Here is a 6,500-nt window from a genome sequence, read left to right on the forward strand (position 1 = left end):
CCCAACTAGCCAGTAGTTTGAATCATATTTTAATCGAAAGGGGAATCCCTTTCGATTCCATCAAAATGTGAGTTGCTCTAAAGCCTGAATGAAAAGGTTTTTAGCTTATGTTGCATTTTCGCAACAAGGCCGAAATATGGCTAAAATGGGACGAAATCTGGCTTTTCCGCACCCGAAAATCGGGATGTGCAGAGAAATTTGCAGGCGCTAAGTGAAAAATGGGCCTGTTTTGATATTTCATAGAGGGATGATGCACCAAGCCGGTGCATCGTGGTTCTTGCAGTTTGAAGTCATCCTGAATTACGTTTCCGTCAACGTCATTTTCCACTTGCGTTATTGTGAACGTGATTTGAGGTTTGGGAGGACCCCATGGATTTCAGACATGCAGGATTGGCAGGTTTGACGGCGGCGCTTCTGGCTACGGCTTCGGGCGCTTATGCTGGCGGTTTTGAACGCAGTTCTCAGGATTTTGATATTCTCTTTGAGCAGGGGACAGTTGCAGAAGCTGGCGCTACCTTTGTTGCGCCGCAGCGCAAGCTGAAGAACATTGGCGGTTCCTATATTGCAACCCAGACCGGCGGTATCAATCCGATGACCGGCAAGCCGTTTGAAACATCGGTCAAGGAAACGGTCAATTACTGGGTGCCGAAATTCTCCGCCAAGTACGACATTACCAATGATCTTGCCTGTGCTGCGCAATATCGTCAGCCGTGGGGCATTGATATGGATGTTGGTACTGGCACGGTGCGCCAGTTCACTGCCATCACGCAGAAAATTTCTTCCCATGATCTTGGCATCAATTGTTCATACCGTTTTGCTGTTGGTGAAAAAGCTATTTCCGCATTCTGGGTGGTGTTAGCTATCAGGAACTGCGTGGTGAACAGACCAAGACGATTCCACCTTTTGGTCATCCGTTCGCTGGAAGCTGGCGTATCGGCTCACTGGATGTTGATGACAATTCTGTTGGCTGGCGTCTGGGTGCCGCTTATGAAATTCCGGAATATGCGCTGCGTGCAAGCCTGGTTTACCAGTCGGAAGTGAAATACAATCTTCAGGGTACGGTCGATAATCTGGCTCTCAATCCAATTACCGGCGCTGGCATTCCGATCAATGTTAAAAGTGACGTGGCCACACCACAATCGCTGGAATTCAAGTTCCAGTCAGGTATTGCGCCGGGCTGGCTTGCCTTTGGTTCGGTCAAATGGACCAACTGGTCTGAGCTGACCGCGATCGACTTCGTTGCGGCCGACAGCAAGATCGTGCCGCAAGGGACGCGCATCACTGGCCTCAACCTCTATTACCAGGATGGCTGGACGATCAGCGGCGGTGTCGGTCACAAGTTCAATGACGAATGGTCGGTTGCTGGTACGATCACCTGGGATCGTGGCACGAGCACCGGCTTGACTTCGCAAACCGATATCTGGCTGTTTGGTCTGGGTGCAAACTACAAGCCGCATGAGCAGTTCGAAGTCCGTCTGGCAGGCGCTGCCGGCTGGCTGACCTCTGGTGAGTTGGACGATACGATCGTAAACGGCAACTTTAACCCGACTGGCTCAAAGGGTAAGTTCGGCAATGACTTTGTCGGTGGGCTGTCCTTGACGGCCAAGGTCAAATTCTGATCGTGCAGTACCGCAGGGTCCGGAATCCGTTCCGGGCTCAAGCCGCGGGCAAAGCTCCAAGGGAAGAGATCTTCAGATTAACGGAACGTCCTAGATTCAAAAGAATGTTCCGGATTTTTAAAGGTGATCAGTCTCCCCTTCGTTTTGACCGCTCTTTGCAATCAAGGGGTTTGTGATGATCTGAGCCCGGAAGGTGTTCCGGGCTTTTGTTTGGAGAGCATTCAGCCAACTGCCAGTTCCACGTCAGAACACCCAAATGGCATTCCATTTGTGGTAAGGCGTCGTTACTGACGCTCAAGCCGGGCAAGCAGCGACGACGTATCCCAGCGTCCGCCACCCATATTCTGCACTTCCTTGTAGAACTGATCGACCAGAGCCGTAAGCGGCAGCATGGCGCCATTGCGGTTGGCTTCCTCAAGACAGATGCCAAGATCCTTGCGCATCCAGTCCACGGCAAAGCCAAAATCATATTTGCCAATATTCATGGTCGCCGAGCGGTTTTCCATCTGCCATGACCCGGCAGCACCCTTGGAAATCACGCTGATCAGCTTTTCAACATCGAGGCCGGCTTTCTTGGCGAAGTGTATGCCTTCAGCAAGGCCCTGTACAATGCCGGCAATACAGATCTGGTTGACCATTTTGGCAAGCTGACCAGAGCCGACGGGCCCCATCAGGCCGACAGAACGCGCATAGGCTTCAATCACCGGCTTGGCACGATTGAAAATGGATTCCTCGGCACCAACCATGACAGTCAAGACACCATTTTCGGCACCAGCCTGACCGCCGGAAACCGGCGCATCGATGAAGTGAAAGCCAAGTGTTTGCGCCTTGCTTGCAAGTTCACGCGCAACCTCGGCCGATGCCGTCGTATTGTCGATGAAGATCGCGTCCTTTTTCATGGTCGAAAACGCGCCATCAGGGCCAATCGTCACGGAACGCAGATCATCATCATTGCCAACGCAGGCGAAAACAAAATCGGCGTCTTTTGCCGCCAGAGCAGGGGTTGCGGCATGCTTGCCGTCACATTCCTGTGCCCATTTTTCTGCCTTTGCCGTGGTGCGGTTATAGACGGTAACGTCAAAGCCGCCTTTTTTGCGCAGATGACCGGCCATTGGATAACCCATGACACCAAGACCGATAAAGGCCACTTTTACAGACTTTGTCATTCGTTCTGTCCTGACTCGTGTGGTTTCAACTCAATGGTATCATGACCGCCTTTTGATAGGCCGGGCGCTCTGTCAGCCGTTTGTACCAGGCTTCCAGCGCTGGCATGTCTTCGCGTTCGATCGGAAACAGGAACCAGGCATAGACCAGACAGCCAAGCGGTATGTCGCCAATGCCAAAATGATCGCCGGTCAGCCACGGTTGTTGTTCAAGCGCATTATTGGCAATGCGCATCATTTTGCTGAGTCCTTGCACGCCGCGTTGGGCAACAATCGGGTCGCGCTGATCCTCCGGCAGGCGGACGAGATTCATCATGACATCGCGAAAATCCGGCATGGATGTTGTCGAGGCCCAGTCCATCCATTTTTCTGCCTGCGCCCGCTTGGCCGGATCCTCGATCCAGAACGTGTCCTTGCCATATTGGGCGGCAAGGTAGCGCACGATAACATTTGATTCCCACAGCACGGTTTTGCCATCCTCGATCAGCGGTACCAAGCCATTGGGATTGCGTTGCAGAAAGGCCGGATCATCTAGCCCGCCATAAGCGCCCCCCAGATTCATGTGCTCGTATGGAAGTTTAAGTTCATTAGCTATCCATATGACTTTCTTAACATTTGATGAGTTAAGGCGGCCCCAGATTTTGAGCATTGCGAGATCCTTGCCCCGATCGTGGTCAAACATGACAAACGGCTGTCAGCCGGGAATAGATTCGTGATTGTAAGCAGATCCTTGCCTGAAACAATATTGGTGTAGAAAATAACCGGGACATGAAAACCGCCTGCCTTTTCGGGCAGGCGGTTCAGGTGTCAGAAGATACGGCCGTGTCTAGCGTACCAGATGGCGTGTCAGGCGCCGTTCAAGGAAATCCCAGACATGGCGCAGGCATTCGACCATGGAAAGATAGATCAATGCTGCCCAGATATAGGTCTGGAAGTCGAATGTGCGGGAATAAGCGCGACGGGTTTCGCCCATCAGATCAAGCACGGTAATGATGGCGACAATGGCCGAGCCCTTGATCATCAGGATGATTTCATTGCCGTAAGGACGCAGGGCAACGATCAATGCCTGCGGCAGGATGACCTTCCAGAAGGTAATGCGCTTTGGCAGGCCAAGCGCGGCAGCACCTTCCCACTGCCCCTTGGCAACGCTCTGGATGGCGCCGCGCAGAATTTCCGCCTGATAGGCCGATGTGTTGAGCGAAAAGGCAAGGATGGCGCAGTTCCAGGCATCGCGGAAAAAGATCCACAGACCGACACTTTCAAGATAGGGGCGGAACGATCCAAATCCGTAATAGATCAGGAATGTTTGCGCCAGAAGCGGCGTGCCACGGAAGAAATAGACATAGGCATAGGCAATGTTGCGCAGCCAGCGATTGCTGGACATGCGGGCGACGGTCACGGGGATGGAAATCAGCGCGCCGATAAAGATAGAGATGGCGACCAGCTGAATGGTAATCAGCAGGCCTGACCAGTAGCGCGGGCCATAGGTTTCTATGAGATCAATATTCCAGACATCATAGAGATAGATAACCATGCCAAGGAACATGACGATCCACAGCGCAACAATCGCATAGCCCGCAATGCGCGTCTTGGTCCATTTGCGCACAACTGGCGGCGGCAGCAGATCATCGGTGACCATATGTTCAGCAGAACCGCTCATGATCATGCCTCCCTCGAATGATCGCCGCCTGCATCGGCCCATTTCGCAATACGGTCAATGAAATAGGACGAGATAATCGCAAGTGCCAGATAAAGCAGGCAGGCAACGCCAAAGAACAGGAAAGGCTCCTTGGTCACGCGTGCTGCAATGGAAGTCTGACGCAGAATGTCCGACAGCGAGATCACCGATACAAGCGAAGTATCTTTCAACAGGACAAGCCACAGATTGGCCAGGCCGGGCAGGGCAATGCGGATGAGTTGCGGGAAAATCACCTTGCGCAGGGTAAGCCATTTCGACAGGCCGATGGCATAGCCGCCCTCATATTGTCCACGCGGTATGGCACGAAAGGCCGAGAGAAAGACTTCACTGGAATAGGAGGAAAACACAAAGCCCAGTGCAACCATGCCGGCTGCAAAGGAATTGATTTCCACATTGGCCTCAATACCGAACAGGGCGAGAAAACGCTGCAGGCCAAGCGAGGCACCAAAATAGACAAGAAACAGCGTCAGAAGCTCAGGTAGGCCACGGAAAATGGTTGTATATATATTGGCCGCAAGACGCATGGAGCGCTCTTCGGACTGTTTTCCGAGAGCGACCAGAAAACCAAGAAGCAGTCCAAGTGGCAAGGTGGCAAGCGCCAGAGAGATTGTAACGACAAGACCCCATGCAATGCTGGTGCCCCAGCCATCCGGACCAAAACTCAATAATTTGGCGTAGTATTCCATGCGCCTGTACTTTGACTGGGGAGCGAAACTGGGAGCCATCATTGGGCTAGGCCCAACGGATCCGCGAAGTAATTCGCCCCTGTTTTCAACAAGACGACAACTGAAATGCGCCGATCACGGCAGTGACCGGCGCATTCGTGCAAGCGAACTTAGTTTTCGGCGCCGTAGGCGTCAAATTCAAAGTACTTGTCGTTGATTTCCTTGTACTTTCCGTTGGCACGGATGGCCTTGATGGCTTCGTTGAACTTTTCGACCAGTTCAGGACGGCCCTTTTTGAAGGCAATGCCGGCACCAGGTCCATGAATTTCGACTACAGGCGTGATGGTGCCAAGAATCTTGCAGCATGCGCCATCTGGGGTCTTCAACCATTCGCTGAGCGTGACCGAGTCGTCATTGACGGCGTCGAGGCGACCATTGGCAAGGTCAAGACGATATTCTTCAGCCGTTGGATAGGCCTTGATGGTGCTGTCAGTGAAGGTCTTTTCTGAATAGTTGGCGTGGGTGGTGGAAACCTGTACACCGATGGTCTTGCCGGCCAGATCTTCCTTGGTCGTGCCCTTGATCGGGGAATCCTTCGGTACAACGATGGCGGGCGGGGTATTGTAATATTTATTGGAGAAATCAACCTGCTTCTTGCGCTCGTCGGTGATCGACATGGAGGCGATGAAGGCATCGAACTTGCCTGCCTGAAGGGCAGGGATTGCGCCATCCCATTCCTGGGTCACGAATTCGCATTCGGCTTTCATTTCATCGCAGAGCGCCTTTGCAATTTCGACGTCAAAGCCGCCGAGTGAGCCATCTGCATTGATGACATTGAAGGGAGGGTAGGCACCCTCGGTAGCAATTTTGAGCTTCAGCTTTTCTTCGGCGCTTGCGCTACCAGTTGTAAAACCTGCTACTGATACTGCCAAGGCTGCAATTGAAGCCGCTGCAGCGATACGCTTGAATAGGCGCATTTCTAGTCCTCTCGTTTGTTTCGACTGGTTCCCGGATTTTTATCTGGTCTAACCATTCTGTCGAAGGGTTCATGTTCCCCTCGCTATCATTAAATGGTTGTGCTGATCATGCGCAATATCTTTTCGCGATAACCCGCCAACCATCCAACATGGATTTATAAAGACTGTGATTTTTAATGCAATCCATACGTGTTTCGTAATATTATTACAGGAATTCACGTTCTTTCACTAAGCTGTTATGGCCGAAGACAAAAAGCAAGTTTTCTGTGCGTTCTATTGCATCTTGAACGGCAGCAGGCCGGAAAATGGCTTTAAGAGCCCGACTCAAAATTTCATTTTTGCGATACGCCTCGTCATTCGCCTGATTGAGGAGATGA

At 52.1% G+C, this 6,500-nt stretch carries 5 protein-coding genes and 1 pseudogene; 1 reads left to right on the forward strand and 5 read right to left on the reverse strand.

From position 1 onward, the window contains the following. Positions 1–723: 723 nt before the first annotated feature. A pseudogene (locus tag ACFO1V_RS09745) lies at positions 724–1,619 on the forward strand (OmpP1/FadL family transporter). 284 nt (positions 1,620–1,903) lie between these two features. Here ACFO1V_RS09745 and ACFO1V_RS09750 read toward each other — a convergent pair. The 5 genes from ACFO1V_RS09750 to ACFO1V_RS09770 form a co-directional block, all read right to left on the reverse strand. Continuing rightward, positions 1,904–2,785, reverse strand: a complete 882-nt coding sequence (locus tag ACFO1V_RS09750) for an NAD(P)-dependent oxidoreductase (RefSeq protein WP_374834578.1) — start codon at positions 2,783–2,785, stop codon at positions 1,904–1,906. Positions 2,786–2,810: 25 nt separating this feature from the next. Further along, positions 2,811–3,431 (reverse strand): glutathione S-transferase family protein, encoded by a 621-nt coding sequence (locus ACFO1V_RS09755; protein ID WP_374834580.1) that lies wholly within the window; start codon positions 3,429–3,431, stop codon positions 2,811–2,813. 177 nt (positions 3,432–3,608) lie between these two features. Beyond that, entirely contained in the window at positions 3,609–4,442 is an 834-nt protein-coding gene (locus ACFO1V_RS09760) for an ABC transporter permease (RefSeq protein ID WP_374834582.1), read from the reverse strand. 2 nt (positions 4,443–4,444) lie between these two features. Continuing rightward, positions 4,445–5,167 carry an ABC transporter permease gene (locus ACFO1V_RS09765; protein ID WP_374834584.1) on the reverse strand — a complete coding sequence of 241 codons (723 nt, stop codon included), beginning with the start codon at positions 5,165–5,167 and terminating at the stop codon, positions 4,445–4,447. A 149-nt stretch (positions 5,168–5,316) separates the two neighbouring features. Then, positions 5,317–6,123 (reverse strand): ABC transporter substrate-binding protein, encoded by an 807-nt coding sequence (locus tag ACFO1V_RS09770; RefSeq protein WP_374834586.1) that lies wholly within the window; start codon positions 6,121–6,123, stop codon positions 5,317–5,319. Positions 6,124–6,500 lie beyond the last annotated feature (377 nt).

It is taken from the genome of Daeguia caeni, from assembly GCF_042653845.1.
GTDB lineage: Bacteria > Pseudomonadota > Alphaproteobacteria > Rhizobiales > Rhizobiaceae > Brucella > Brucella caeni.